At 71.5% G+C, this 25,953-nt stretch carries 24 protein-coding genes and 1 pseudogene; 8 read left to right on the forward strand and 17 right to left on the reverse strand.

From position 1 onward, the window contains the following. The first annotated feature begins 28 nt into the window (after positions 1–28). Positions 29–787, forward strand: coding sequence for an SAM-dependent methyltransferase (locus RM572_RS12130; protein WP_311673318.1), 759 nt, complete (start codon positions 29–31; stop codon positions 785–787). Here RM572_RS12130 and RM572_RS12135 read toward each other — a convergent pair. The 3 genes from RM572_RS12135 to RM572_RS12145 form a co-directional block, all read right to left on the reverse strand. Then, positions 773–1,147 (reverse strand): rhodanese-like domain-containing protein, encoded by a 375-nt coding sequence (locus tag RM572_RS12135; RefSeq protein WP_311673319.1) that lies wholly within the window; start codon positions 1,145–1,147, stop codon positions 773–775. The two genes, RM572_RS12130 and RM572_RS12135, sit on opposite strands and share 15 nt — an antisense overlap. After that, complete coding sequence (locus RM572_RS12140) at positions 1,144–1,683, reverse strand: cupin domain-containing protein (protein ID WP_311673320.1); 540 nt, start codon at positions 1,681–1,683, stop codon at positions 1,144–1,146. The genes RM572_RS12135 and RM572_RS12140 overlap by 4 nt, the downstream gene beginning before the upstream one ends. A gap of 322 nt (positions 1,684–2,005) precedes the next feature. Beyond that, positions 2,006–3,382 carry an FAD/NAD(P)-binding protein gene (locus RM572_RS12145; protein ID WP_311673321.1) on the reverse strand — a complete coding sequence of 459 codons (1,377 nt, stop codon included), beginning with the start codon at positions 3,380–3,382 and terminating at the stop codon, positions 2,006–2,008. Positions 3,383–3,648: 266 nt separating this feature from the next. On the opposite strand from RM572_RS12145, the gene thrS reads away from it, so the two are divergent. From thrS to RM572_RS12165, 4 genes are all read left to right on the forward strand, one after another. Next, the gene (gene thrS / locus RM572_RS12150) at positions 3,649–4,872 is read left to right on the forward strand and encodes a threonine--tRNA ligase (protein WP_311673322.1); all 1,224 of its coding nucleotides are present in this window, start codon (positions 3,649–3,651) and stop codon (positions 4,870–4,872) included. A 19-nt stretch (positions 4,873–4,891) separates the two neighbouring features. Beyond that, positions 4,892–5,512, forward strand: a complete 621-nt coding sequence (locus RM572_RS12155; RefSeq protein WP_168711480.1) for an L-threonylcarbamoyladenylate synthase — start codon at positions 4,892–4,894, stop codon at positions 5,510–5,512. Positions 5,513–5,543: 31 nt separating this feature from the next. Continuing rightward, entirely contained in the window at positions 5,544–6,581 is a 1,038-nt protein-coding gene (locus RM572_RS12160; RefSeq protein ID WP_311673323.1) for a small ribosomal subunit Rsm22 family protein, read from the forward strand. A 221-nt stretch (positions 6,582–6,802) separates the two neighbouring features. Further along, complete coding sequence (locus RM572_RS12165) at positions 6,803–8,041, forward strand: aromatic acid exporter family protein (protein ID WP_311673324.1); 1,239 nt, start codon at positions 6,803–6,805, stop codon at positions 8,039–8,041. Between the two features lie 78 nt (positions 8,042–8,119). Here the strand turns inward: RM572_RS12165 and ddaH are convergent, their stop codons facing one another. After that, positions 8,120–8,983 carry a dimethylargininase gene (gene ddaH / locus RM572_RS12170; protein WP_394813588.1) on the reverse strand — a complete coding sequence of 288 codons (864 nt, stop codon included), beginning with the start codon at positions 8,981–8,983 and terminating at the stop codon, positions 8,120–8,122. Positions 8,984–9,351: 368 nt separating this feature from the next. On the opposite strand from ddaH, the gene RM572_RS12175 reads away from it, so the two are divergent. After that, positions 9,352–10,089, forward strand: a complete 738-nt coding sequence (locus tag RM572_RS12175) for a bifunctional DNA primase/polymerase (protein ID WP_027762970.1) — start codon at positions 9,352–9,354, stop codon at positions 10,087–10,089. A 60-nt stretch (positions 10,090–10,149) separates the two neighbouring features. Here RM572_RS12175 and RM572_RS12180 read toward each other — a convergent pair whose 3' ends face one another. The 5 genes from RM572_RS12180 to RM572_RS12200 form a co-directional block, all read right to left on the reverse strand. Then, complete coding sequence (locus RM572_RS12180; protein ID WP_311673325.1) at positions 10,150–11,139, reverse strand: hypothetical protein; 990 nt, start codon at positions 11,137–11,139, stop codon at positions 10,150–10,152. A gap of 105 nt (positions 11,140–11,244) precedes the next feature. Continuing rightward, positions 11,245–12,447 (reverse strand): sugar ABC transporter permease, encoded by a 1,203-nt coding sequence (locus RM572_RS12185; RefSeq protein WP_394813593.1) that lies wholly within the window; start codon positions 12,445–12,447, stop codon positions 11,245–11,247. Next, the gene (locus tag RM572_RS12190; protein WP_311673327.1) at positions 12,441–13,220 is read right to left on the reverse strand and encodes an ATP-binding cassette domain-containing protein; all 780 of its coding nucleotides are present in this window, start codon (positions 13,218–13,220) and stop codon (positions 12,441–12,443) included. Before RM572_RS12190 ends, RM572_RS12185 begins: the two co-directional genes overlap by 7 nt. Before the next feature lie 25 nt (positions 13,221–13,245). Next, on the reverse strand, positions 13,246–14,382 hold the full coding sequence (locus RM572_RS12195) for a substrate-binding domain-containing protein (protein ID WP_311673328.1): 1,137 nt from the start codon (positions 14,380–14,382) through the stop codon (positions 13,246–13,248). Positions 14,383–14,387: 5 nt separating this feature from the next. After that, on the reverse strand, positions 14,388–16,895 hold the full coding sequence (locus RM572_RS12200; RefSeq protein ID WP_311673330.1) for a SpoIIE family protein phosphatase: 2,508 nt from the start codon (positions 16,893–16,895) through the stop codon (positions 14,388–14,390). A gap of 301 nt (positions 16,896–17,196) precedes the next feature. Here RM572_RS12200 and RM572_RS12205 point away from each other — a divergent pair. Next, a pseudogene (locus RM572_RS12205) lies at positions 17,197–18,141 on the forward strand (cation diffusion facilitator family transporter); the annotation flags it as partial. 46 nt (positions 18,142–18,187) lie between these two features. On the opposite strand, the gene RM572_RS12210 reads toward RM572_RS12205, so the two are convergent. The 7 genes from RM572_RS12210 to RM572_RS12240 all read right to left on the reverse strand — a co-directional run bounded on the left by RM572_RS12210 (position 18,188) and on the right by RM572_RS12240 (position 24,344). Further along, positions 18,188–19,642, reverse strand: coding sequence for a hypothetical protein (locus RM572_RS12210; protein ID WP_311673331.1), 1,455 nt, complete (start codon positions 19,640–19,642; stop codon positions 18,188–18,190). A gap of 92 nt (positions 19,643–19,734) precedes the next feature. Beyond that, on the reverse strand, positions 19,735–20,352 hold the full coding sequence (locus RM572_RS12215; RefSeq protein ID WP_311673332.1) for an ABC transporter ATP-binding protein: 618 nt from the start codon (positions 20,350–20,352) through the stop codon (positions 19,735–19,737). A gap of 11 nt (positions 20,353–20,363) precedes the next feature. After that, positions 20,364–21,101, reverse strand: a complete 738-nt coding sequence (locus tag RM572_RS12220; RefSeq protein WP_311673333.1) for a class I SAM-dependent methyltransferase — start codon at positions 21,099–21,101, stop codon at positions 20,364–20,366. Next, positions 21,094–21,666 carry a CypD family RiPP peptide-cysteine decarboxylase gene (locus RM572_RS12225; protein ID WP_311673334.1) on the reverse strand — a complete coding sequence of 191 codons (573 nt, stop codon included), beginning with the start codon at positions 21,664–21,666 and terminating at the stop codon, positions 21,094–21,096. Before RM572_RS12225 ends, RM572_RS12220 begins: the two co-directional genes overlap by 8 nt. Beyond that, entirely contained in the window at positions 21,663–22,226 is a 564-nt protein-coding gene (locus RM572_RS12230) for a hypothetical protein (protein ID WP_311673335.1), read from the reverse strand. The genes RM572_RS12225 and RM572_RS12230 overlap by 4 nt, the downstream gene beginning before the upstream one ends. Next, the gene (locus RM572_RS12235; protein WP_311673336.1) at positions 22,219–23,859 is read right to left on the reverse strand and encodes an alpha/beta fold hydrolase; all 1,641 of its coding nucleotides are present in this window, start codon (positions 23,857–23,859) and stop codon (positions 22,219–22,221) included. Before RM572_RS12235 ends, RM572_RS12230 begins: the two co-directional genes overlap by 8 nt. A 224-nt stretch (positions 23,860–24,083) precedes the next feature. Beyond that, on the reverse strand, positions 24,084–24,344 hold the full coding sequence (locus tag RM572_RS12240) for a cypemycin family RiPP (protein ID WP_311673337.1): 261 nt from the start codon (positions 24,342–24,344) through the stop codon (positions 24,084–24,086). A gap of 373 nt (positions 24,345–24,717) precedes the next feature. On the opposite strand from RM572_RS12240, the gene RM572_RS12245 reads away from it, so the two are divergent. Then, positions 24,718–25,464 (forward strand): CDP-alcohol phosphatidyltransferase family protein, encoded by a 747-nt coding sequence (locus tag RM572_RS12245; protein ID WP_311673338.1) that lies wholly within the window; start codon positions 24,718–24,720, stop codon positions 25,462–25,464. On the opposite strand, the gene RM572_RS12250 is transcribed toward RM572_RS12245, so the two are convergent. Then, a complete protein-coding gene (locus RM572_RS12250; protein ID WP_311673339.1) occupies positions 25,421–25,891 on the reverse strand; it encodes an adenylyltransferase/cytidyltransferase family protein in 471 nt (156 codons plus the stop codon). The two genes, RM572_RS12245 and RM572_RS12250, sit on opposite strands and share 44 nt — an antisense overlap. Positions 25,892–25,953: the final 62 nt, after the last annotated feature.

Genomic DNA, 25,953 nt, shown 5'->3' on the forward strand with positions numbered 1-25,953 from the left:
GCGCACCCGGCCCCGCACAATGCGCGCCATGGAACGCACCCGCATCAGCGCCCTCGCCCACACGCACCACCCCATCGCCGCACCGCTCGCCGACGCCGTCGTGGCAGGGCTCCTGGAGCGGGCGCTGCCACCGGGCGAGGGACGGGTGCTCGACCTCGGCTGCGGTGGGGCCACCTGGCTGCGTCGCGGCCTGGACCTGCGTCCCGGACTCCATGCGGTGGGCGTCGACCTGGACGCGCAGACCGTGGAGCGTGCCCGCCGGGACGCGGCCGCCGACGGACTCGGCGACCGCCTCGCCCTGCACGCCGCCGATGCGCGGGAGTTCGCCGCCGACCGGTCGTTCGACAGCGTGCTGTGCGTCGGCGCCACCCACGCCTTCGGCGGCCTGCTGCCCACGCTCGCCGCCGCCCGCCGCCACCTGGCGCCGGGCGGCACGGTGCTCGTCGGCGACGGCTTCTGGGAACGCGAGCCCGACCGCCGCACCCTCGACGTCGGCTTCGCCGCGGACGAGTACGCCGACCTCGCCACCACCGTCGACCGCGTGACGGCCGCGGGCTGGACACCGGTGTACGGGCACACCAGCACGGCTGAGGAGTGGGACGACTACGAGTGGTCCTGGACCGGCAGCCTCGCCGCCTGGGCCCTGGACAACGACGCGGACGCCGCCCTGGAGGCCGCGACGCGGCATCGCGACGAGTGGCTGCACGGCTACCGTGGCACCCTCGGCTTCGTGACCCTGGTGCTGCGCCGCACGTGGCCGGACGACGAGCCGTCAGGCCACCGGTAGTCCTGCCGCCCGCCAGGCCTGGAAGCCTCCGCGCAGGTCCGCGACGTTCGTCAGGCCCAGCGTCTCCAGCGAGCGGACGGCGAGGCTGGACGCGTACCCCTCGTCGCAGAAGACGACGACGGGAAGGTCCGTACCGGTGGCCTCGGGAAGCCGGTGCGGGCAGGTGGGGTCGAGCCGCCACTCCAGTTCGTTCCGCTCCACGACGAGCGCGCCCGGGACCAGTCCGTCGCGGTCGCGGAGCCTGGCGTACCGGAGGTCGACCAGGAGCGCGCCGGCCCGGGCCGCCGCTGCGGCCTCCGCCGGGTCCACCCGGCGCATTCCGGCCCGCACGGAAGCCAGCAGCGCGTCGATCCTGCTCATGTCCACGCTCCGGGGTGTTCGACGTCGACCAGCCGCAGCAGTCCGCCGTGCGCCGCGAACCGGCGCATCGACGGCAGGGCGGGCGCGTAGAGGTGCAGCGAGACCGCGTGCACGGTACCGGTGCTGAGCACGTCGTGCACGTGGTGCGGGCCGAACGCCCGCCCGGCGCCTGGCGTGAGCGCGCGCCGGTGCGGCCCGCCGGGCGGCAGCCGCACGGTGTCCGTCTCCCGGGAGGGTTCTGCGGCCGGGGTGTGCTCCTCCAGCAGCCCTTCGAGCACGGTGAAGGCGCCGCTGGCGCCGCCGTGGTCGTGCCAGCCGGTGGCCGTGCCGGGCGGCCAGCCGACGAGCCAGGCCTCGCAGCCGTCCGGGCCGTCGATCCGGGCCCAGGTCCGGACGTCGGCCTCCAGGTGCAGCTGCGGGCGCACGGCGGGATCGCGTGCCAGTTCCGCGGCCCGGGCAAGGAGCCGGCGGCGGGGCGAGGCCCCGGGCGCGGCCGGGTCCGGGTCGGGGCGCGACTGCGTGGGGGAGGCGAGCATCGGTGCTCCAGAGGGCCGGTCGTACGAGCGGACGGTGAGTGGGGGCGGCGGGCCCGGGATGCGGACTCGGTGATGACCCGCTGATCTCCGACTGTACCCTACTAATTCAGTAGGGAAACTAGGGAAATCTTGGGTGTGCGTCGCGAACCCGGGGGAACCCCGCTCCGCACCCGCCGACCATGCCGTGGTGCGGCTCCGCGAGGCGGGGCTTTTCCGCGGCCGCCACCACACCCGTACGCTCCGCGACCACCCGGCGCTGCACGCGTAGCCTCACGCGCCCGCCACCCGCCCGGCGGGCGCGTGAGGCCACGGGCGGGGCGGCCTACCGGTACGACACCACCAGCGCGTCGGCGAGGGCGGCGGCCTGCACGCGGATCTCCGGGATGGCGGTGGTCTCCCACAACTCGCCACGCCTGGGCGCTCCGAGGGTGTGGAGCGCACGCGACGCCGTGCCCTGCTCGTCCAGCAGCCGTCCCTCCTCGGTCGCCACGCCGAGGCCGAGCGGCCCGGGCACGGCCAGTCCGGAGTCCAGCAGGGAGCGCCACAGTGATCCCGGCGCCGCGTCGGTCTCCGAACCCGGACCGGTGCAGTCCACCACCCAGCCGGTCGTCAGCCGGGCGCCGTCGGCCAGGACGGTGGCGAAGCTGCCGGTCTCCAGTGGGCTTACCGAGGAGATCCGCCCGGTGTGCCGCCGCAACCCGCCGGTGGCCTCCAGTCGTTGCACGGTGCGCGCGGTCGCCGGGGGCATGCGGTGCCGGAGGGTGTTCCACCGGGTCATGCCGTGCGCCATCAACTCCGCCTTCTCCGCTGCGCCGAGGCCCTGCCAGACCCGCGAGACCACCGGCCGCAGCCCGTCCATGGCCGGGCGCCAGTCGCCCGACTCCCGCCGCTGACCGGCGAGATGGCGGGCCACGGCGGCGCGCAGCCGACCCGGGGAGCGTTCCGCCGTCAGTCCGGGCGGGCAGGGGACGGGCGGCAGCGGCACGTCCGCGTGCCGGGCGGGCAGCAGCCCGGTGCGGGAGACGGCGTGCACCGTGCGGCCGGGACGCGCGAGCGTCATCGCGAGGTCGACGGCGGTCAGGCCCGCGCCGACCAGCAGCACGTCGTCGCGGGCCGCCGCGACGGCGTCCAGCGCGCCGGTCTGCCACGGCCGGGCCAGGAATCCCGGCGCCTCCCGGAGCTCCTGCGGAATCCAGCCGCCGCCCTCGGCGGGCCCGGTCGCCAGCACCACCCGGTCGGCGTGGACCAGGCGCCCGTCGGCCAGCAGCAGAGCGGCTCTCCCGGCGGGGTCGGGCCAGTCGCACCGCACCGCCTCCGCCCGCAGGCGCCGTACGCGCACGGTCTCCCGCGCGCCGATCACGGCACGGCCCAGCGTGTCGCCCAGGTAGGAGCCGAACCGGTAGCGGGAGACGAAGTCCCCGTCCCCGACCTGCTCGTCGTGCCGGCACAGCCAGCGCCGGAAGTGCCCCGGATCATCCGGACGGCAACTCATCGCGCCCACCGGCGTGTTGAGTAGATGCCGCGGATCGCGGCTGCCGTACGCCGTGCCGCGGCCCGCCTCCGGCGCGGGATCGACCAGCACCAGGTCGAGCGGCTGTCCGGCGCGCACCGCGGCGTCGCACACGTGCAGCGCGACGAGCGTGCCCGCCGCTCCCGCGCCGACGACCACCACGACGGGCCGCACCGGTGAGACCTCCACCCGGAACCTCCTCGGCCGCAATTTCCGGCCAAGCAGACCGGAAAACTAGGGAACTCTACTCTACCCCGCCTCCCGCTCCCGGAAAACCGCTGTCCCGCCCGGAGCCGCGCTGCTAGCCTGCCCGGCATGAAGCGCGCTGCCGTCACGACGACGCCGGACTGACGTCCCGGCGCGCTGAACGACGAACCGAAGCGAAGCCCCGGGGCGAGTGCCCCGGGGCTTCGCCGTGCGGTGGTCACTCGTCCCCGACACCGAGGGAGACCACCGTGCAGGACCACCGCAGGCTCGGCCGCGAACTGGACGTCTTCGACACCGACCCCCTGATCGGCGCGGGACTGCCGTACTGGCTGCCCGACGGCGCCGCCGTGCGCCACGCGCTGGAGGAGTACGTGCGCGACGAGGAGCGACGGGCCGGCTACCGCCACGTCTACGCGCCACCGCTCGGCAAACGGGAGCTGTACGAGCTCTCGGGCCACTGGGAGCACTACCGCGACGACATGTTCCCGCCGATGGACCTCGGCGGCGAGCAGGTCGTGCTGCGGCCCAGCCTCTGCCCCCACCATGCGCTCATCTACCGTTCCCGTTCCCGCAGCCATCGCGAACTCCCGCTGCGTATCGCCGAACTGGGCGACATGTACCGCTCCGAACCCTCCGGGGTGCTGGGCGGTCTGAGCCGCGTGCGGGCCATCCGGCTCAACGACGCGCACGTCTTCTGCACCCCGGGCCAGGCCGCGGCGGAGATCCGCGCCGCGCTGGAGATGATCCGCCGGGCCCACCGCGCCATGGGGATCGTCCCCACCCGCCACCGCCTCTCCCTCCCGGGCGCGGGCGGGAAGTACGTCGCCGGGCAGGAGCGGTGGCGACGGGCGATCGCGCTGCTCACCGAGGCACTCGACGCCTCCGGCCTCCCGTACGAGGCGGCGGAGGGCGAGGCCGCGTTCTACGGGCCCAAGATCGACGTGCAGTTCACCGACGCGGCCGGACGCGAGTTCACCCTGTCCACCGTGCAGATCGACTTCCACCAGCCCGAGCGGTTCGGTCTGGAGTACGTCGCGGCGGACGGCGGCCGCCACCGGCCGGTGATGGTGCACCGCAGCGTCGTCGGCAGCATCGAACGGGCCGTCGCCCACCTCCTCGAACGGCACGGCGGCGCCTTCCCCGCCTGGCTCGCTCCCACCCAGCTGGTCGTCCTCCCCGTCTCGGACGCCGAACACCCGGCCGCCGCCGCGCTCGCCCGGCGGGCCGTCGAGGAGGGACTGCGGGCCGAGGTCGCCGGCCCGGAGCGCGGCACCCTCGGGGCCCGCGTCCGGCGGGCCCGCCACGTGCCGTATCAGGCGGTGGTCGGCCCGCGGGAGGCGGGCGACGGCCGCGCCGCCCTCCGGCTGCGGGACGGTCGCAGGCTCGCCGCCATGCCGTCCAGCGACCTGCTCGCGGGCATCGGCGCACACGTCGCCGCCCGCAGCGCCGAAGCCCTGTGGGACAGGGCATGACGCCGCGTAAACTCGCCGGATGGCGAAGTACTACGACGTGCACCCCGAGAACCCCCAGCCGCGCAGCATCGGCCAGGTCGTGGAGGCCGTCCGGTCCGATGCCCTCGTCGCGTATCCCACGGACTCCTGCTACGCGCTGGGCTGCCGGCTGGGCAGCGCCGACGGCATCGCCCGCATCCGGTCGATCCGGAATCTGGACGACCGCCACCACTTCACCCTGGTGTGCCGCGACTTCGCCCAGCTGGGCCAGTTCGTGCACATCGACAACGACGTCTTCCGCGCGATCAAGGGAGCGACCCCCGGCAGCTACACCTTCATCCTCCCCGCGACCAAGGAGGTGCCGCGCCGGCTGCTGCACCCGAAGAAGAAGACGGTCGGCGTGCGCATCCCCGACCACGTCGTCGCGCAGGCGCTGCTCGCCGAACTCGGCGAGCCGCTGCTCTCCAGCACCCTGCTGCTCCCCGACGAGGAGGAGCCCATGACGCAGGGCTGGGAGATCAAGGACCGGCTCGACCACGTCGTGGACGCGGTGATCGACTCGGGCGACTGCGGCACCGAACCCACCACGGTCATCGACTTCTCCGGCGGGGACGCGGAGATCGTGCGCCACGGAGCGGGCTCCACGGAACGCTTCGAGTGATCGTCCACGGCGTACCCCGTACACTGCCACGGTGCAACAGGCCAGCTCACCGCGGACCGCGGAGTCGCTGAGGGCCGCGCTCGACGCGCTCGTCGACGGGCTGCCGCCCCGGCGGGCGGCGTCGGCCGTGGAGCGGCTGATCGGCCACTACCGCGGCGCCACCCCCACCCACGCGCCCATCCTCCGCGACCGCGCGGACGTCGTGGCGTACGCCGCGTACCGGATGCCCGCCACGTTCGAGGCCGTCGCGGCGGCGCTGCGGGCCCTGGCCGTTCGGGCCCCTGGCTGGTCGCCGGAGTCACACCTGGACCTGGGCGGCGGCACCGGCGCGGCGGTGTGGGCCGCCGACGCGGTCTGGGGCGACGGCCCGCCGGGCGGTCCCACGCGTGGCACGACCGTGCTCGACTGGTCCGAACCCGCCCTCGCCTTGGGACGGGACCTCGCGGCGCAGCGCGGTTCCGCGGCGCCGGCCGCCGCCGAGTGGCGGCGGCAGCGGCTCGCCGGGGACGCCGCGCTGCCTCCGGCCGACCTGGTCAGCGTCGGCTATGTCCTCAACGAACTCGCCGACGCGGACCGCGGCGCCGTCATCGAGGCGGCCGCCCGGGCGGCCCGGGGAGCGGTCCTGGTCGTCGAACCGGGCACCCCCGACGGCTACGCCCGGATGATCGAAGCCCGCGACCGGCTGGTGGCGGCCGGGCTGACCGTCCTGGCGCCCTGCCCGCACAGCGGGCGCTGCCCGATCGTGCCCGGCGAGGACTGGTGCCACTTCGCCGCCCGCGTCAGCCGTTCCTCGCTCCACCGCCGGGTCAAGGGCGGCACCCTTCCCTACGAGGACGAGAAGTTCGCGTACGTCGCCGCCGTGACCCCCGGGCTGCTTGACGGGGGCGCAGGCGGCCCGGCTTCCGCCCGCATCGTGCGGAAGCCGCAGATCCGCAAGGGACAGGTGCTGCTCGACCTGTGCACCGAGGACGAGGGCTTGCGGCGGACGACGGTCAGCAAGCGGCACGGCGCGGACTACCGCGCCGCCCGCAACGCCGACTGGGGCGACGCCTGGCCCCCGCCCGGATAGCCGGTAGCGGCACCCCCCCGGCCGCTCCGTCGAGCGTTCTCGCCGTCCTCCTGTCGCGTACTCGCACCGGATCCGCCCCCGCGCCTGCATGAGCGGGCGCCGAGCGGAAACACGAGACTGCGCCGGGCCCGCCCGCCGGCGCAGGCCCCGGCCGCGGACGCCCCGCTCCGACGAGCGACCCGGCCGTGACGCACGCGAGAAGAAGAAGGAGAGCAGAACCGGTGTCCCAGGACCGAGCCGCCGTCGGCACCCGCAGGGCCGCGTCGCCCGACCGCCTGAGCCGCGTCCGCCAGTGGTGGACGCGCGCCTCGTCCGCAGGCAGCCACGAGCGCAACACCCTGCTGCTCGTGGCGAAGAGCACCGTCGCCGCGTGCGTGGGCTGGGTGCTCGCCCACCGGGTGATGCACGCTCAGTTCCCCGCCTTCGCACCGTTCTCCGCGGTGCTGATGATGCAGGTCACCGTCTACCAGTCCGTGTCCCAGGCGCTGCGCTATGTGGGAGCGGTGGTGGTCGGGGTCGCCCTGCAGGGGGTGCTGGGGTTCGTGGCGGGCCCGGACCTGGCGACCTTCGCGCTCGTCGCGTTCATCGCCCTGGTCATCGGCCGCTGGCGGCCCCTCGGCACGCAGGGCGGCCAGGTCGTCACGGCTGCCTTCTTCGCCTTCTCCGCCTTCCTGTCCTCCGGTTCCGGCGGCGAGCGCCTGTCGCTGCTGGGCGAGATCGTTCTCCTGGTCCTGGTCGGATGTGCCGTGGGTGTGCTGGTCAACGTGGTCCTGGTGCCGCCGCTGCGGTACCGCAGCGCGGAGTACGGGGTCCGCTCCCTGGCGCACAGCCTGTGCGACCTGCTGAGCGACATGTTCGCCGCGCTGCAGGAGAACAGCCTGGAGGAGGAGCGCACCCGACAGTGGCGCCACCGGGCCGGCGACCTCCGCTCCAGCGTGGACCAGGCCAGGTCGTCGGTGGACACCGCCTACGAGAGTCTCTTCTACAACCCGCGCCGCCTGCTGCCCGGCCGGCGGATGACGGCGGACTTCAGTGGCTACCGGGCGGTGATCGACGGCCTGGAGCGGGTGGCGCACCAGGTGGCGTCCATGACCCGCAGCCTCGACCAGTGGCGCGAGAGGGAGGGAGAGGGGGGCCGCGGAGACCACGGCCGGTTCGTCCAGGTGTACGGGGACTTCCTGTCCTCCGCCGCGACGATCGCGAGGCTGCTCAGCGAGGTGGACGAGGACCGGCTGCAGGACCAGGCCACGAAGCTGTGCCAGGCCGCCGGATCGGCGCAGGACAGCAGGAAACGGCTCGCCGACCTCGGCGACCGCGAGCGGCTGCCCGCGGAGGACCTGCACCACCCCTACGGCGTGCTCCTGCTGGAGGCGGACCGCCTGATGGTCGAGTTCCAGCACACCTGCGACGTGCTGCAGGACGCCGTGGACCGGCACGCCCCGACCCCCGCCGCGCCGTGACGGCGGGGCACGCGGACGCGGCGTGCCGGTCCACGCCGGGGTGCGCGCCCCGTACGGGCGCGCCCCCCGGTCCCGTCCTCAGTCCGCCGGGCGCAGCTCCGCCGTGCAGCACTTGACGCTGCCGCCGCCCTTCAGCAGCTCTCCGAGGTCGATGCCGATCGGCTCGTAGCCGCGCTCCCGCAGCGGCTCGAACAGCCCGGTCGCCGCCTGCGGGACCAGCACGTGGTGGCCGTCGCTGACGCAGTTCAGGCCGAACGCGCGGGCGTCCGCCTCGCTCGCGATCAGCGCGTCCGGGAAGAGCCGCTCCAGAACGGCTCGGCTGCCGCGCGAGAAGGCGTCGGGGTAGTACATGACCTCCCCGTCGACGCCGTCGTCCAGCACGCACAGCGCGGTGTCCAGGTGGTAGAAGTGCGGGTCCACCAGGTCCAGCCCGATCACCGGGCGGCCGAAGAACTCCTGCACCTCGCCGTGCGAGAGCGGGCTGCTGCGGAAGCCGCGCCCGGCGAGCAGCCAGGAGGCGGTGACGGCGAAGTCGCCCTCGCCCTCGTTGATGTGCTCCGGCTCGCGGACGTCCGCGAAGCCGTGTTCCCGGTACCACTCGGCGTGCGCGGCCGCCTCCGGCGCGCGCTCCGGGTGCGCGAAGCGCGCCCCCAGCACCCGGCCGTCGACGACCGTGGCGCCGTTCGCGGCGTACACCATGTCCGGCAGGTCGGGGTCGGGGGTCAGCTCCTCGACCGAGTGGCCCAGGGCCCGGTAGCGGTCCCGCAGGTCCTCCCACTGGGCGACGGCCAGCGGCAGGTCCACCGGCTTCCCCGGGTCCATCCAGGGGTTGATGGAGTACGTGACGCGGAAGTGCTCGGGTGGGCACATCAGGTAGCGACGCGCTTTGAACAACTCTTGCTCCTCACGGGATCGCCGTGCACTGGTGAGGCCATGGTCCACTCCCAGCGGGCTTCCTGCGAGTGTCGCGCACGGTCTTTACGGGGATTCCCACCCCCCTCCGTCACGGATGGCGTCCTCCCCTGTGGTGGAGTATCACGCTTCCGGCCGCCGCGCGCCCGCCGGCCCCGCTGTGTGCCGCTCCGCACGGCGGACCGTGGCCCGACCCCGGTGCGCACGGATCGGGGCGAGGAGGCAGGATGGGGGCAGGTGCCCGCGGTGCGGGGGAACAGCCCGGCCCCGTGATCCACGGATTCCGCGTCACGGCGGTGCGGCACTGCGTACCCTCGTCCGTGAGGCGGGTGCGCGGGTCGCCACGGGTGACCCGGCGCCACGGCCGAAGGTCGCGTGAGTGAGACGGTAGGCGGTAGATGGAACGCGAGAGCAGGTTCTCCCAGTGGCTGCGACGGCGTGCCCGCAACGGGGCCCGCTCCGGTCCGGACGCCGCCCGCGCCCGTGCCGAACTGCTGCTGCGCGCCGCCGAGGCCGGGTTCCCGCTCGCTCCGGCGGCGCACCCGTCGGGGTACGGCTGTTCGTGTGTACGCATCGGCTGCCCCACGCCCGGTCGGCACCCCGTGTCGTTCGCCTGGCAGACGCAGGCGACCACCGACCCGGAGCAGATCGAACGCTGGGCGGAGACGCAGCCGCAGGCCAACTTCGTCACCGCCACCGGCCGTACCCATGACGTGCTGGACGTGCCGGTCGAGGCCGGCCGCATGGCGCTGGAGAGGCTCGACGAGCAGGGCGACGACGCCGCGGCCGGGCCGGTGGCGCTCTCCGACGGGGAGCGGATGCTGTTCTTCACCGCGACCCGCGGCACCCCGGACGACGAGGACGAGTGGTGGCCGTGCGAGCTGGACTGCCACCCGGAGACCATGGACGAGCATCCGGGCCTGCGCTGGCACTGCCGCGGCAGCTACGTCCTGGTGCCGCCCGCGACGCTGCCCGGCGACCGGCCGTACGCGGACGTGCGCTGGCTGCGGCCGCCGGTGCCGGGGGAGGCGCTGCCCGAGCCGCTGACGCTGCTGGAGACGCTCACCGACGCCTGCGCCGTGCACGCGGGTGGCCGTCGGGACCACGAACCGGCCGCGCCCTGGCCGTCCCGCTGAGGGCCGGCGGGCCGCCGGCCCTCAGCGGTACGCGGGGGCCGCGCGGGCGTCAGGACCCCGTCAGGACCCCTTGACCCCGGTCAGTCCGGTCACCCGGCTGAGGAACTCCACGTCGCCGCCGTCCGCCGCCGTCGGCACCAGCACGGCCTGCTCGGACACCCGTACGTACGTCACCGACTGCTTCGGCTCGCCCTCCATCAGGGCCTCGACGTAGGGGTCGTCGATCTCGGGGGAGTAGCCCTTCGAGGCGGTCTGCTTCATGTAGTGCTGCGAGGCGAAGAACACCACTGCCCCGCCGTCCTCGGTGCGCAGCGCGAAGGGCGTGAACCGCGGCGGCTGGACGGGCAGGTCCGCCCACTCGGTGCGGACCCGGGGCTGCTCGGCGTTCTTCGCCCGCTCCTCCCGCCAGGCGCTGGTGTGCGGCCCGGCTGCCCAGCCCTCGCCGCCCTCCTGCAAGTAGGTGGTGTAGCCCTTGCTGGCCTTCTCCGGCGGCACGACGAGCTTCTCGGCACCGGGCTCCCCGCCCGGTCCGCCGCCGACCGGCACGTCCTGCACGTGGCCGTCCCCGTCCGTCGCGAACTCGGGGGTCTCCTCCTCGGACAGTACGGCCAGGTAGGTGGCCAGCCACGGCTCGTCGATGCCGTCGCGCTGGAACACCAGGTACCAGCGGCCGCCGTTGCCGCGGTTGCTGGCGGTGTCGGCGACGAAGGACTTGGGCCAGCCGGCCTGCTCCGGGATGAGGAACCGCGGGTCGGTCAGTTCCAGCGGGGTGAAGTCCTCGTTGCCCTGCCGGTGGACCTCGTCCCGGGCGCGCAGACCGGCCTGGTCTATCGCGCCGAGGGCGCCGCCCTCGATGGTCTTGTTCAGCTCGGCGTCGAAGGTGCGGTTGGCCTTGTTGTTGACCTCGATGAACCTGTCCAGGACCTTCCTGGCCTCGGACGTGCTGATCGCGGGCACCACGGCGGTCTCACCGTGCACCGTGATACATCCCGACAGCGTCGCCGCCAGTACCGTCGCGGTCGTCGCCGCCGTCAGCAACCGGGACCTCATCCTGGATTCCTCCCCTTGACCGCCTTCGCAGCACCGCACCCTACCGTTGCCACCGCGCGCGCCCGCGCGCGGCCCGGACACCCCTGCGCACGGCGCCGGGGCCGGTCAGGCGCGGCCGTGCACCTGCTGCGAGCGGCGGGAGAGGGAGTCGACGACGACGGCGGCGAGCAGCACCCCGCCGGTCACCATGAACTGCACCGAGCCCTGGATGCCGAGCAGCGCCATGCCGGACGCCACGGACTGGATGACGAGCATGCCGAGCAGCGCGGACCACGGCGTGCCGTGGCCGCCGTACAGGCTGGTGCCGCCGATGACGGCGGCGGCGATGGCGTTGATCAGCAGCGTGCCCGAGCCGGAGGTCTGGCTCGCGGAGGTGATGCGCGAGGCCAGCATCAGGCCGCCCAGCGAGGCCATGGTCGAGGACACGACGAACACCGAGATGCGCACCGTGCTCACCCGTACGCCCACCCTGCGGGCCGCCTCGATGCCGCCGCCCAGCGCGAGCACCCGCCTGCCGTAGCCCGTCCGGCGCACCACGAAGTCCATCAGGGCGAGCACGACCACCAGGATGAGCAGGGCGAGCGGCAGCCCCTGGAACATGTTGAGCACGTACGCGGCCGCGAACGCGACCGCCGCCAGCAGGCCCGTGCGGACCAGCACCTCGTTCAGCGGACGCAGCGGCAGTCCCACGGCGACGCGCCGCCTGCGGTCCAGCCAGGCGCCGAGGAAGTACAGCCCGGTGCCGACGGCGGCCAGCGCGTACGCGGCGGCCACCTCCTCGAAGTAGGTGCTGGTGAGCATGGCGACCATGCCCTCGTCGTCGATGTTGACGGTGCCGCTGCGGCCCAGCACGAACAGCATCAGGCCGTTCCAGGCGAGCAGCCCGGCCAGCGTCACCACGAAGGCGGGCACCCCCACCTTGGCGATGAAGAAGCCGTGCACCAGGCCGATGGCCGCCCCGCACAGAGCCGCCGAAAGGAACGCCAGCCACTCCGGAACCCCCTGCTGCACGTTCAGCACGGCGAACAGCGCGGCGCCCAGGCCGCTGACCGAACCGACCGACAGGTCGATCTCGCCGACCAGCAGGACGAAGACGATGCCCGCCGCGATCAGCCCGGTGCCGACGATGTCCACGCCCAGGTTGGACAGGTTGCGGGCGGAGAGGAAGTTCGCGTTGAGGCTCTGGCAGACGATCCAGATGACCACCAGACCGATCAGCGCGGGAACGAAGCCGAGTTCGCCCCCGGCGATCCGGGTCTGGTAGCCCTCGACCCAGCCCTTGATGGTGGTGCCGGGCCTGCTCACCAGTCCGCCTCCCCGGGGTGCCGGATGTCGCGGGTGACGGCGTCCCCGCTTGCTCCCGTGATGGCGGAGATGATCTGTTCCTGGGACGCGGTGGTGACGTCGAAGAGGCCGTTGTTGCGGCCCAGCCGCAGCACCGCCACCTCGTCGGCCACCGCCTTCACGTCGCCCATGTTGTGGCTGACCAGCAGCACGCCGGCGCCGCGGTCCCGCAGCCGGTCGACGAGGTCCAGCACCTGCGTGGTCTGCTGGACGCCCAGCGCGGCCGTGGGCTCGTCGAGCAGCAGCAGCTTCGGGCCGCCGAGGAACGAACGGGAGATGGCGACCGTCTGCCGCTGGCCGCCGGACAGCGACGCCACCGGCACGCGCAGGTCGGGGATGCGGATGGAGAGGGCGTCCAGCAGGTCCCGGGCGCGGCGCTCCATCTCCACCTCGTCCAGGATTCCGAACCGCCGGATCTCCCGGCCGAGGAAGAGGTTGGCGACGACGTCCAGGTTGTCGCACAGCGCCAGATCCTGGTAGACGGTCGCGATGCCGAGGTGCTGGGCGTCCTGCGGGCGCCGGATGTGCACCGCCCGGCCCTGCCACTCGACGATCCCGCGGTCGGCCGGCCCCACCCCCGAGATCACCTTCACCAGGGTCGACTTGCCCGCACCGTTGTCGCCGACCAGCGCCACCACCTTCCCCGCCCGGATCTCCAGCACCACGTCCCGGAGGGCGTGCACGGCGGCGAACTGCTTGGAGACGCCACGCAGCGACAGCAGCGGCAGGGGGGACACGGCGCACCACTCCTCTCCCTGCCGATTAGCCGACGAGCCCGGCCCTCTCGCAAGCCGACACGAACTTCGGCGTACAGATCTCCTCGATCGTGTACATCCCGCGCTTCACAACCGTCTCCTCGATGTTGTCGGCCGTGACCGGGATCGGGTTGAGCAGCACCGCGGGCACGTCCTTCGCGGACTCGGTGTCGACCGTCGCCCCCGCCAGCGCGTCCACGGGCTCGCCGCGGGCCAGCGCCAAGGCCATCTCGGCCGCCGCCAGGGTCTCCGGGCCGAAGGGCTTGTAGACCGTCATCGTCTGCTCGCCCTCCACGATGTCCTGGATGGCCGACAGCTCGGCGTCCTGGCCCGTCAGGGGCGGCAGCGGCTCGACGTTCTGCGCCTTGAGCGCGGCGAGGACGCCGGAGGCCAGGGCGTCGTTCGCCGCGTACACGCCGTCGATGCCGCCGGGGCCCAGCGCGGCGATCGCGCCGGACATGTTCCGGTTGGCGTTCAGCGGGCTCCACTGCGGGGTGTCGTACGCCTTCGCGATCTCCACCTCGCCCTCCAGCACCGCGAGGGCGCCCTCCTCGAACGCCGCCGTGTTCGGGTCCGTGGGGTCGCCGTTCATCATCACGACCCGCGCCTCACCCGGCGGCTCGTCCATCGCCGCGAGCAGCGCCTCCCCCTGGAGCCGGCCGACCTCGTCCCCGTCGAAGGACACGAACCCCGAGATGGGTCCTTCCGTCAGCCGGTCGTAGGACAGCACCGGGATGCCGGCGTCGTCCGCCTGCTTGACGGACGACCTGAGCGCGCGGAAGTCGACCGGGGTGAGGACCAGCGCGTCCACCCCCTCGGTGATCATGGTGTCGACCTGCTGTTGCTGCGTGCCCACGTTGCCGCGGGCGTTGGCGTACTCGATCCGGCACTCGGGGCAGATGTGCTTCAGCTGCCGGGCGATCAGCGGCCGGTCGAACCCCTCCCAGCGGCCGGTGACGGCGTCCGGGAGCAGCAGCCCGACGGTGGTGACGCCGTCGGCCGGGGGCAGCGCCGAGCCGTCGGACTGGGCGGCCGTGCCGCACGCGGGGACGGCGAGCGCCAGGCAGGCGGCGGCAGCGGCGAGGAGGCGCCGGGCCCGTGTGCGGACAGATGCGCCGAACGGGGGGCGCGGACGGTTCGGCACCGGCCTCACCACGCTTCCGCCGGGGGGCCGGCGAGACGGTCGCCGTCCCCCGGTTCACGGGGCGGCACCGGGACCTCCGCCCACACCTGCTTGCCGCCGCCCACCGGCACCGAGCCCCAGGCCGTGGACACCGCCTCGACCAGCAGGATGCCGCGCCCACCCGTCGCCTCCCAGTCCACGATGACCGGCTTGGCGGGCGCCCGCGGCGAGGAGTCGGTCACCGCCACCCGCAGCCGGTCCCCGGACAGCATCAGGTCCAGACGCGCGGCGCCCTGGGTGTGCAGCAGCGCGTTGGTGACCAGCTCCGAGACCACCAGCAGCGCCACGTCCGCCTCGTCGGCCAGACCCCAGGAACGCAGCGTGCGCGCGGTGAAGCGGCGCGCGTGCAGCACGGCGTCCGGCAGCCGCCACACCGACCAGCCCGCCCGGATCGGGCGGGACGCCATGCCGTCGAACCGCAGCAGCAGCAGCGCCGCGTCGTCCTCCCGCCGGGTGACGCCGCCCACCACATCGTCCGCCATCCGCTCCGCCGCGGCCGGGTCGGCGGCGGCCAGCAGATCACGCACCCGGCCCATCCCCTCGTCCAGGTCGAGGCGCTTGGACTCGACCAGGCCGTCCGTCAGGAGGGCCAGGACCGTGCCGGGAGCGAGCCCGAGGGTGGTCAGGGGGTACTCGGCGTCCGGCAGCACGCCCAGCGGTGGACCACCCTCCGCCGCCACCTCTTCCGTGCCGCCCTCCGGGAGCCGCAGCACCGGCGGGATGTGTCCGGCCCGCACCACCCAGGCGTGCCCCTCCTCCAGGTCGATCTCGACGTAGGTGCAGGTGGCGAAGAGGTCGGTCTCCATCGAGACGAGCAGCCGGTTGGTGTGCGAGACGACGATGTCCGCCGGGTGCCCCTCGGCCGCGTACGCCCGGATGGCCGTGCGCAGCTGACCCATGAGGGTGGCCGCCGCTGCGCTGTGGCCCTGCACGTCCCCGATGACCAGCGCCACGCGGCCCTCGGCCAGCGGGATGACGTCGTACCAGTCGCCCCCGACCTCCAGCCCCATCATCGAGGGCAGATAACGGGCCACCGCCAGCCCGCCCGGCAGGTCCGGCAGCCGGCGCGGCAGCAGGCTGCGCTGCAGCGTCGTGGCCAACTCGTGCTCCGCGTCCAGCGCATGCGCCCGTTTCAGCGCCTGCCCCACCAGACCGGCCGTCGCCGTCAGCAGCGAGCGCTCCTCCGCGCCGAAGACGTGCGGCGCGTCCCACCCCACGAAGCACGCCCCCACCACCTGACCGTCGGCCGGCAGCGGCAGCACGGCCAGGCCCCCCGGGCCGACGCCGGCGAGCGCCGGCTCCTGCACGGTGCCCGGCTCCCACAGGCTGGCCCGCCCCTCGCTGAGCGCGGCGTCCAACGTCGGCAGCACCCGGGCCGGTGTCCCCGGCGACCCCGCGTGCCAGCCCTCCGGCCATCCCCCCGGTCCCGGCGGGTCCAGCCCGACGACCGCGAGGCGGTCACCGGCCAGCTCCGCCAGCGCCACCCGCGCGGCACCCAGCGGCTCCCGCAGCGAGTCCACCACCGCGTGGCTCACGTCCCCGACCGTCACTGCGGTGGCCAGCGCGGCGGACAGCTGCTGCAGCCGGGACACGTCGTCGCCCCCGGGACGCAGGAACGAGGAGTCCGCGACCACACCCAGCAGCCGCTCCCGCCCGCCGTCCCCGCCCGGGCCCCCCTCCTCGTCGGGCAGCACCCGCGCCCGCAGCCGCAGCCAGCGCAGCTCCCCGGACGGCCGCCGCACCCGGAACTCCAGATCCCGGCCGCGCCCGTACGACGTCGGGTCCGGCTTGACCACCGTCATGAGCGCCGGCAGGTCGTCCGGCACGGTGTACGCCAGCAGCGTCTCGATCCTGGCGTCGAACTCCTCCGGATCGAGATCCACCAGTTCCAGGGCGCACCGGTCGGCGTCGATCCGGCCGGTGCCCAGGTGCAGCGTGAACGTGCCGACCCGCAGGTCCTCCAGCGCCGCCGCCGCGCGCGCACTCTCGGCGATGCCGCCGCGGCCCGCCCCGGCCGCCTCCAGCCACGCCGCGACGTGGTCGGCGTACATCTCCAGCAGCGCCCGCCGCTCGGCGCAGAAACCCTCCCCGCCGGTCTCGACGACAGCCAGGCAGCCGAAGGGCCCGGAGGCGCCGCCGAGCGGCAGCACCGCCAGTGAAAGGCGCGCCAGTTCCGGGTAGACGGACATCGGCCACAGGGGGTGCCCGGCCCGGAAGGCGTCCGCCAGGGGGGAGGACTCCGCCGCCGGACAGGCGGTGGGCAGCCCGTGCTCCTCCGGCGCGCCTCCGACACTTCCGGCGGCACGCAGCATCCCGTCGGCCGGGTCCAGCAGGTACACGACCGCCAGCGTCGCCCCGGCGGACCCCAGCGCGTCGCGCGGCTCCGGGTCCACCGGCGCGCACCCCGGCCCCCGCGCCGGGTCCACGCGTGAACTCTCCGGCCCGGGCCGGGAGCGGCCGCCTGCGTCGGGCATCTCGGTATCCACCTGTCCCCATCGTCGCCGCACCGGGCGGGCCCGGCCAGTCGAGGGCGGCCGCCCGGCGTCCCGCCCCGGGCCGGAGAGCGCCGGGCGGGGCCCGCAGGTGCCGACCGGGGCGGCGCATCAGCCCGGCCGTGCCGGGTACCGGTCCGTGCACCACGGACCCCCGAACGAGGGGTCCGTCCGTCCACCGACCGGGAGTCTGCGCCGATGACCGCCTGCGACGACGTCGAGCCCTCCGTCGAAGAGGCCTGCGGGCCCGCAGGAGGAGGGGGAGACGAAGGGCACCGTCTTCGTCGCCCTCGCCGCCAACCTCGTCATCGCCGCGGCCAAGGTCGTCGGCGGCCTCGTCAGCGGCTCCTCCGCGCTGCTGTCCGAGGCCGCCCACTCCGTCGCCGACAGCCTCAACGAGGTGTTCCTCCTCGCCTCGCTGCGCCGCAGCCGCAAACGCCCGGACGCCTCGCACCCCTTCGGCTACGGCAAGGAGCGCTACTTCTGGTCGCTGCTCGCCGCCGTGGGCATCTTCGTGATGGGCGGCTGCTTCTCCGTGTACCAGGGAGTCCACGCCCTGCGCTCCGACGCCTCCGAGCCCTCCGGCGGGTACCTGATCGCCATTCTGGTGCTGGTCGCCGCCGGACTCATGGAGGGCACCTCGCTGGCCCGCGCGCTGTGGCAGGTCCGCAGGGAGACGAGGACGACCGGCCGCCCGTTCCGCAGGCAGCTCCGCGAGACGGAGGACCCGGCCCTGCGCACCGTCATCGGCGAGGACGGCGCCGCCGTCACCGGCGTCCTGATCGCCCTCGCCGGCATCACCGCCCACCTGCTCACCGGCGACACCCTCTGGGAGGGCCTCGCCTCCCTCGGCATCGCGGCGCTCCTCGTCTACGTCGCCTACCGCCTGGGCCGCGAGGCCCGGGACCAGCTCGTCGGCCAGGCCATGGACTCACCCCTGCGCCGCGAGGTCCACGCCTTCCTCTGCGGTCAGCCGGAGATCGACGCCGTCACCGACCTGCTGACCATGCGTCTCGGCCCCGGCTCGGGCCTGCTGGCAGCCCGCGTCGACCTCGTCGGCGGCTCCGACAGCGAGGAGGTCGAGGAGTCGGCGGTCCGTATCAAGCGCGACATCGTCCACCGCTGGCCCGAACTCGACCACGTCTTCCTCGACATCACCGACGCCGGTCCCGGCGACCGCCGCCGCGCCCGCCTCCTCCACGACGACCTCAACGGCGCCTCGGACTGACCACACTCTTCCCCCAGAACTGCCCGGGTGGGAGGCTCTGCAGTACCTACACTCGCCTGAGCCGGGAGACCAGGCCGGGGTGAGCCCAGCCCGTTCGGCGCAGCCCGCCCCAGACGCACGCAGCAGCCATTCCGAGGGCCAGGGCCGTTGCACCGGCGGCAGACGGGAGCGCGTGCATCACGCCTACGCCGATCACCACGGCCACCACTCCGTCGAACTGCCACGCTACGATGCGGAGCCCGGACATGTCGCCGAGCGGCGTGTTCACCGGGAGGAGCAGTTCGAGCGGGAGCTGTAGCTTCATCTCTCGCAGGAACCTGGCGCCGAGCGCCAGCACCGTCGAACCTGCGGTGAGGAGCCCGGTGCTCATCAACTGTCCGCTGAAGAGGTGCCATTGGCTTGCTGCTGCAAGACCTGTCCCCATGAACGTGACGACTGTTACGGCAACGACGGGCCATGCCATGGCGCGGGTGAGAGTGCCACCCCACCACTCTCCGAACAGCGGTACCAGAGTCAACTCGTCACGCAAGCCACGCCACGACTCGCTCACCCATCCGGACCCCAGGTACACGCAGACCGATCCGACGACCCACGCCACCAGGGTGAGGCCGCCGTTCGACCCGGATGTCCCGAAGGGCAGCACGACCCCGCCGGTCAGCAGAAGCACGGCAGCAGCAGTCGCGCGGCCAGGTGTTCGCAGTGCGCGGAGTGCGCCCGCCGCGAGGTGCCCGCGCAGGCGGCCGTCCTCACGGATCAGGGCGGAGCCACGCCCTCGAGGTTCCGGACGGTACAGATCGAGAGCGTGATGAAGGGTGCCCGTCCACGCGTAGGCTTGAGCCTGGGAGGCACGCGCAGACTCGCGGGCGAGTCTGGCCAGGTCGATCGCTCCGATCGACCGGAACGCGGCTCGTCCCACGGCCGCAGCGGTGATCGCCAGTCCGCCGGCGACGAGCCACAGACCCGCCCCGCCCTGAGCACCCACACGGCTCAGGACCATCAGCACGCATGCGAGGGCGCCGACTGCCGTGGCGAGCCTGAGATTCGCCGACACCGCCCGGACCTGTCCCCACAACCAGGCCGCGGCGGTGAGAGCGCCGAGCCCCACCGCGACGGCCAGACCTTGCATGGACGTGCCGAGGCGATCGAACAGGTCGGTCGTGAGGTATGTCGCAGTAGACACCGAGAGCACGGTGGCCGCACTGAGGAAGGCCAGCCGCCGTCGTGCGATGGCGCCCAGGTAGTGCGCTGGGGAGATGTCCGTGGACATGAATACATGCAGCAGAAAGGGCTGGATGACCAGCGGCCCCCAGAACCGGCCTGCTAGCTGCGCACCCCAGCACGCCGCCACCGCCGCCGCCAGCGCCCACGCGACGGGCGTCGCCGCCGCGAGAGACCCCACGGAGATGAGCGCCGGAGTCGTGCTCGCCGTGTAGAGGACGGGAACGAAGTAGACGAGCCCGAAGAGGAGCACGAGATAGGCCGTGTACGCATGCCCGCGCACCGTTGCACGGTCCCCACGGCGTGCGTACCGATGCCATACGGCCTGAACGCGGGGACCAGCCTCGGACTCGGGTGCCGCGACGTCGCACGCCGTCATCCGAGCTCCACGTGAGCATCACAGGCATCCACCAGCGCGGGCTCGTGGGTGGCGGCGAGAAACGCGGTGCCCGTGCTCTTGCGCTCGGTGATCAGTGAGATCAGCATGTCGATGCGCACGTCGTCGAGATGGCGTTCGGGTTCATCCAGAAGAACGACATCGGCAGGCCGGACCAAGGTCAGTGCGAGACTGAACAGTTGTCCTTGCCCGGATGAAACCTGGTGGGGGAAGCGGTCACCCAACGAGGACAGCCCCAATCGTTCGATGACCTCGTCGGCGCGTTCTGCGGTCGCCGGGGAATTGCCGTACCACGACGCGGCAACCAGGATCACCTGTTCACGCAGAGTCATGTCACGCGCTACCGGGACGGGTTCGACGAGCGAAGCCACGGCGCGGCGGTGCGGGGGCATCCTCACGTTGGCAGGACTGCCCCACACCGAACAGGAACCGGACGTCAGACTACGCGTGCCCAGGAAGGTCTGGAGGAGAGTCGTCTTTCCGGAGCCGTTGCTTCCGGTGACACACCAGAACTCGCCCGGCAGCACGGTGAACGTTGTGGGAGCGAGCAGGGTGACATCACTCAGTGTGACCGCGGCTTCCTCGGCCGCGATCACGGGGACTTGAGTCATGGACGCCCCAGAACGACAAGCATTTCTCGTGAACGAGAAGTGTACTCCTCGCCGCCGTACGAGCCGCTGACGCTCGTCACCTCGAGTCCTGCGATCCGTGCCATGAGCCGGATCTCCGCCAGCGTCGCCCAGGTAGCCGTCTCGTGAAAGGCGGACAATGTCGAGGCGCCCTGCACGAGGAAGATGCTCATGGTCGACTGAGACGCCCGGTCCGCAGTATGAGTGATCGTGACCATCCGGTCCGTGCCCAGGGGATATGTCACTGAGCTCGCATCTCCTCCCGCGTGCAGGTACTCGCTGGGGTCGGTGCAATCCAGGAAAGCCGCACCTTCCGGCTTCAGGTGCCGTTCGATGACACCAAGAAGGTCGATCTTCTCATCGTGACTCTGAGCAAGAAAAAACGTATTTCTTGAAAGTGTGATCACGTCGAACTTGGTTGGGAGGTGAACATCCCGAAAGTCGGCTTCGATCACTTCGATTTCGCGATCGCCTCGCTTGCTCTCCAGCAGGTCCAACGACGGTCGTGATGCATCGATCGCGACCACCTTTGCGCCGGCGTCCGCCAGGGCCAGAGTCGAGACGCCCGTTCCTGCTCCCAAGTCCAGCACGAGCTTCCCCTTCAAGGGGTGGTGAGAGGAGACCCACGTCGCAAGCCCTGATCCCGGCGAAAGCATAGAAGACACCAGGTCGTAGGCTTCGAGAGCATTCTCGTCGTACACGCTCGGGTCACTCATGGGGATGACCTTTCTTCATCATCTGGTTGGCCACGGCAATGGCACCCGGCAGATTGAAGCCCACCTCGGCAGTGGAGCGGCTGCTGGCGCGGACGCCGGTCACGCGAGGTGCGAACTGTATGTTGTGACGCGATCGGAGTGCGCGCAAATGGCCTTCAACTATTTCATTCGACCCGGGAAGCGTGTCCGCGATCACGATGGGGCGATCTGTGACCTGCAGCATCAATAGAGCGGGTGAATCAGCCCGACCTTGAGCCAAACGCATCAGAGTGTCCAAGGTGGCCGGAAAGAGAATGAAACATGCGGAATTCCCACTCTTTCCGCTGTTGACTTCCTCTGGTAGTCCGGGCTCATCCCAGGAGTCGGTCCACACGTGTCCGTCGACCAGATGCTGCAATGACCGGACTGTCAGAAAGCGCTTCGCGGACTGCGTCACCGATACATTGATCGTCAAGTCTGCCTGTAGCGTCCGCAGCAGGTGAACCCACCACGGTACCAGTGCCGCGCTGATGGAGCCGGTCACGTGGAGATGGAGTTCGTCACCCTCGAAGCGATCGACATTCATCTACGCGGTTCCTCCGCCGGGGGTGCAGGTTCGAGGGGGATCCATTCCGATATGAGGATCGGCTTCATCCTGTGCTCGGGCGGTGCGCTGGGGAAAACGTTCATCAGGAGGAACTGTAGTCCCTCGGCGTCGGCCGCCACCGCTGCCCGGCTTGCTGAGAGGACGAGTTGATAGGGAAGGCTTTGCGTGACCCACGCGAAGTCGGCCTGATTGGAACTCATGACCGAGAGCTGCTGCATTGCGTCGAACAGTGCCTTCGGTCCTCGGCTCCCGGGGTTCCAGAGGACTTGCTTCCACCCGTGTGTCACCCCAGGGGTGACGTCCCGCCACGGGGTGGGCGGTTCGCCTTGGGACTGGGTTTCCCGCACCAGCAGATGTACGTTCTGCACCCCTGGATTCGGGGCGAAGAAGCGCCAGCCGGGAATGGGCCAACCACCCGTGAACTTCCGGAGGTCCTGATTGTAGGAGTCCGGCGTGTTCTGCAGCACGGTTGAGACCAGGTGCGATGCCAGCATCCCTACGGCGAGGGTGCCGAGTGCGCTTCGGATCCGGTTACTCATCGATGAACCTTCTGACGGCGCTTTCGACTTGCTCGGCGTAGTTCTTGTACCCGATGATCGAACGATGTGCAGAACCGTCGATCACCTCGAAGCTGGCCTTGATCTTTTCTGCGAGGAGGGACTGTTGCTCAGCGTTCTCTCCCGACGCGATCAGAAGGGTCGACTTCACCTTCCTGAGGTTGGCAAGGGCGAAATCCGTGTCCACCTTCGTGTACTCGCGGACCGAGTTGACGATGTTCCTCGGCGAGAAAACGAACTGGACGTGGGCGTACTGGGCGTCTGGTGTGTAGCCTGCCTGGCGCTCTACCGAATTCGGTGCCCACTCGTAGATTCCCGTCACCGCAGCGAAGAGCGTGTGCACCTGCGCCTGAATGAACTTTCCGAGACGCCTGCGATCCGAGCGGTCTGCTCCGAGCAGATCCGGGTCGGTTCCATCCACGATGACGAGTTTGTGTATGCGGTCCGTGAAACGGGGGTCCGTCACGTACGAGGCAGCGCTCAGAGAACCGATCGAGTGGGTGACGATCATGACTTCTCCGGCGGCTCCCAGCTCATCCAGGATGGCAGCGACGAGGTCGCCGCTCGATGCGCGGGACTTCGTGAAGCCATATCCGGGGCGGTGGTAACGAACGACCGTGTAGTTCACAGCCAAACGCCCCGCTACCCACTCCCACGACTCGAGGGACTGGCCCAGGCCGCATTCCAGAACAACCACGGGCTTGGACTGATCTGGACCGCCCGGGGGGTGATTGACGTAGTACTCGACGACTCCGAAATCGCCCTCAAGTCGTTTGGCGCCTTTAGGGCCGAGTCGCCTTTGATCCGCGATCTTCCGCTTTTCTCGGGCGATCAGCGCACTTGCCAGAGTCACACCGGCGGAGATCCCCAGCACACTTTTTTCGAATGTTCGCTTCTCGCCTCGGGTGTCCAGTGCATACCCGACTGCTCCATGGGAGCCAAAGAATCCCCACACGAAGCGTGGCAGTTCCATGGTCGCGGCAACGCCGACATGGAAGGACTTGACTGCGGAGAGCGCATAGGTCGCTTGCAATCGCGGCAGCGTGTAAATGAGGGGGAATGCTGCCTCCCATGCGACTGTTCCTACGGTCAGTGCTCTGCAGAGTTTCGGATGTCTCCTCAGGATTTCTGCAGCAGGCCCCCGGCCGTAGGCTTCCGTTTGCAGTACCTCCGGAAGTGCGTCGCCCTGCAGCCAGCTACTGCCGAAAGCCTTTGATATCCCTGAGACCGCGTAACTCAGACCTGCCTGGAAATTCACAGCACGCAGAAATATGTCATCTGATTTCTGCTCGTCAGCTATGAGTGCCGTAAGCAATCGGTATTGCGTGATGACTGCCGTCATCTGATCCGCGCCGTCACGGCCGTACGGCGTGCGCATCTCACTCAACCGATTGCACGTACCGATGATCGCTGCTGCCGCGATCTGCAGCTTGCGATTGCCCCGCGCAAGTGGCAGCCCTGCCGATGCCGCAAGTGTGACGCCGGCGAGAATTTTGGGCGTGCGAGGGTGATCGAGAACACGTCCCAGCCGGTGGCGGACACTGCCCGGCGGATATTGCTGGGCCGAGACTCCGCGGAGATATCCATCCTCGTTGAAGACCTTCTTGAGGCTCAATGTCTCCGCTGACGCAAGAATCTGACCGATCGCGATCGGCAGGAAGACGCGATCAGCTGCTTTTTGGGCGGAGGTTGCTCTCGAGGAGCTCTGACTCCGCCGTAGAAATCTCGCCAAGTCCTTGTCTTTCCGTCTCGGGCGTACACCGAAATGAGCCTACGAAAAGTGCGTGCCGGAGAAGCCGTCGTGCTCCGGGCTTCTCCGGCACGCAGGTCGCCTCTCCGTCAGCAGACCAGGCAGATGGTGCTGCCCTGGATCACGAACTGGGCTGCAGTCGGTGTGGCCGGCGTGGCCATGGCGGGAGTCTCGGAGTCCGAGTGGAATCCGGGTGCTGCTGTGCTCAGGACGCTGTTGGCGAACTCCTGCGTCGCAATGGACTCCGGACGAGATTCTTCCTGCGTCACAACCGAGTTACGTCGCATTTCGCTACCCTTTCTCGTCGTGATGTCGAGCGAAAGGGTCGTGGCAGACCATATGTTGCTCATCCCCCGTCGCTCGCTCTGAATGGAACGTGCTGTGCAATGCCGGCAACTCAGCATTGCGGGCTCAGCCTAACCAGGTGCTCTGATGGCGTCAACGCCCTTATGTAGAACGGGAGTTGGGGCTCTGTGCATGCCCGGTGAACCGCCTTGCAGGCGAGGCGTGCCCTGTTGCCGAGCCGACAACTCCGCTCTGGGACTGCCGCGCCTCATTCGTTGACGACGCTGGCGGAAGGCGTTGCTCCGCAGGTGACGCTGTGGCGGTCGGCCCCTGCCGGTCCTCCGCTCGCCGAAACACGTACGGGCTGCCAGTCCGGTGAGCGCGAAGAGGACGCCGGTGACAGGATGCGGTGGGGAGCCGATCGGGAGGGGCGGGAGCATGACGCAGGTGGGGGAGCGGGCCGGGTACGGGTCGTACGGGGAGGCGCTCGGGGCGTTGCGGGAGGCGCAGAAGAGCGCGAAGGGGGTGTCGCTGTACTCGCGGTACGTGAACCGGCCGGCGGGCAGGGTGCTGGCGGCCGGGGCGTACCGGGCGGGGCTGACCCCGAACCAGGTGACCGGCGTCAGCGCCGCGTTCAGCTTCGCGGGGATCGGCGCGCTGGCGGCGCTGCCGCCGTCGTGGCCGCTGGCGTTCGCGGTGTACGCGGCGCTCGCGGTCGGCTTCGCGTTCGACTCGGCGGACGGGCAGCTCGCCCGGCTGCGCAAGGAGAGCAGTGCGGCGGGGGAGTGGCTGGACCACGTCGTGGACTGCGCGAAGATCACCGCGCTGCACGCGGCGGTGCTGGTGGCCTTCTTCCGCTTCTTCGATCTGCCCGACCCGGCATGGCTGTTGCTGCCGCTCGGGTTCCAGTTCGCGGCCGTGGTGATCTTCTTCGGCGGTCTGCTGACGGACAAGCTGAAGCCGAGGCCCGCACCCGGGGCGCCGCGCCCGGCGCCGTCGGCGCTGCGGGCGGTGGCGCTGCTGCCGGTGGACTACGGCGTGTTCTGCGCCGTGTTCCTGCTGCTGGGCAGCGAGACGGCGTTCCGCACCGGGTACGCCGTCCTCGCCGCCGTACACGCGGCGTTCCTCGTCGCGTTCTGCGTCAAGTGGTTCCGGGAGCTGTCCGCCCCGCGACCGCCGTCGTGACGGCCGGGGGCGCCAGCGCGTCCAGGGCGCGGCGCAGCTGCGTGCTGGAGGTGTGCATGGTGTACGGGAAGTAGACGACGTCCACGCCCACGGTGCGGAAGTCCGCCTCCAGCCGGTCGCCCTTCGCGGTGCCCCGCCAGTCGTCGCCCTTGAAGAGGACGTCGAAGCGGATCTGCTGCCACGTCTCCAGCTTGTCCGGCACCGTCTCGACGAACGCCGCGTCCACGAACCGGATGCTGCGGACGATCTCCAGGCGCTCGACCAGCGGGACCACCGGCGGGCGACCCTTCGCCCGTTCGGCCATCTCGTCGGACACCACCCCGGCGACGAGGTAGTCGCACCTGCTGCGGGCGTGCCGCAGCAGGTTCAGGTGGCCGACGTGGAACAGGTCGTACGCGCCCGGCGCGTAGCCGACGGTGTGCGTCATGTGCCGCTTCCCCCCACGGGATCCGGATGTCCGGTCGGGCAGGCCGGTCCCCTCCGGCGCCC

It is taken from the genome of Streptomyces hazeniae (assembly GCF_031845485.1).
In the GTDB taxonomy this organism is placed as follows: Bacteria; Actinomycetota; Actinomycetes; order Streptomycetales; family Streptomycetaceae; genus Streptomyces; species Streptomyces hazeniae.

Coding starts and splice junctions, on each gene's coding strand:
- RM572_RS12180 (WP_311673325.1), bottom strand. CDS start 11,139: ATGAGGTCCCGGTTGCTGACGGCGGCGACGACCGCGACGGTACTGGCG.
- RM572_RS12135 (WP_311673319.1), bottom strand. CDS start 1,147: ATGAGCAGGATCGACGCGCTGCTGGCTTCCGTGCGGGCCGGAATGCGC.
- RM572_RS12130 (WP_311673318.1), top strand. CDS start 29: ATGGAACGCACCCGCATCAGCGCCCTCGCCCACACGCACCACCCCATC.
- RM572_RS12245 (WP_311673338.1), top strand. CDS start 24,718: ATGACGCAGGTGGGGGAGCGGGCCGGGTACGGGTCGTACGGGGAGGCG.
- RM572_RS12225 (WP_311673334.1), bottom strand. CDS start 21,666: ATGAATGTCGATCGCTTCGAGGGTGACGAACTCCATCTCCACGTGACC.
- RM572_RS12240 (WP_311673337.1), bottom strand. CDS start 24,344: ATGAGCAACATATGGTCTGCCACGACCCTTTCGCTCGACATCACGACG.
- RM572_RS12200 (WP_311673330.1), bottom strand. CDS start 16,895: ATGCCCGACGCAGGCGGCCGCTCCCGGCCCGGGCCGGAGAGTTCACGC.
- RM572_RS12250 (WP_311673339.1), bottom strand. CDS start 25,891: ATGACGCACACCGTCGGCTACGCGCCGGGCGCGTACGACCTGTTCCAC.
- RM572_RS12155 (WP_168711480.1), top strand. CDS start 4,892: ATGGCGAAGTACTACGACGTGCACCCCGAGAACCCCCAGCCGCGCAGC.
- RM572_RS12230 (WP_311673335.1), bottom strand. CDS start 22,226: ATGAGTAACCGGATCCGAAGCGCACTCGGCACCCTCGCCGTAGGGATG.
- RM572_RS12220 (WP_311673333.1), bottom strand. CDS start 21,101: ATGAGTGACCCGAGCGTGTACGACGAGAATGCTCTCGAAGCCTACGAC.
- RM572_RS12175 (WP_027762970.1), top strand. CDS start 9,352: ATGGAACGCGAGAGCAGGTTCTCCCAGTGGCTGCGACGGCGTGCCCGC.
- RM572_RS12140 (WP_311673320.1), bottom strand. CDS start 1,683: ATGCTCGCCTCCCCCACGCAGTCGCGCCCCGACCCGGACCCGGCCGCG.